Origin of the sequence: Stenotrophomonas sp. SrG, assembly GCF_050031795.1 — a bacterium.
In the GTDB taxonomy this organism is placed as follows: Bacteria; Pseudomonadota; Gammaproteobacteria; order Xanthomonadales; family Xanthomonadaceae; genus Stenotrophomonas; species Stenotrophomonas rhizophila_A.
In genome coordinates, this window is the sequence record NZ_JBNBBE010000112.1 from 1 (window position 1) to 297 (window position 297).

Annotated in this window: 1 protein-coding gene; it reads right to left on the bottom strand. The window is 75.4% G+C overall.

Going from position 1 to position 297, the window contains the following annotated elements:
* Positions 1–297, bottom strand: a 297-nt coding sequence (locus ACQG3P_RS19185) for an FAD-dependent oxidoreductase (protein ID WP_426805926.1), incomplete at both ends; no start/stop codon positions are given.

Genomic DNA, 297 nt, shown 5'->3' on the forward strand with positions numbered 1-297 from the left:
CCGTCCAGCCGCGCACGAATCGTCGCGGCCACATGCTGGCCCAACTGCTTGGCGGCCGGGGCAACGCCCGGCACCGGCCGTCCATCGGCCTGCAGCAGCGCGGCCAGGTCGCCGGCGACGAAGATCTCCGGGTGTCCGGCCAGGGTCAGGTCGGGCTGCACCGGCACGCGACCGGCGCGGTCCAACGGCACCTCCAGCGTCCGCGCCAGCGGCGAAGCGGCCACGCCCGCGGCCCACACCACGGTCCGCGCCCCACCGAACAGCTCGCCGAGCTGGAAGCCCTCGCCGTCGATATGG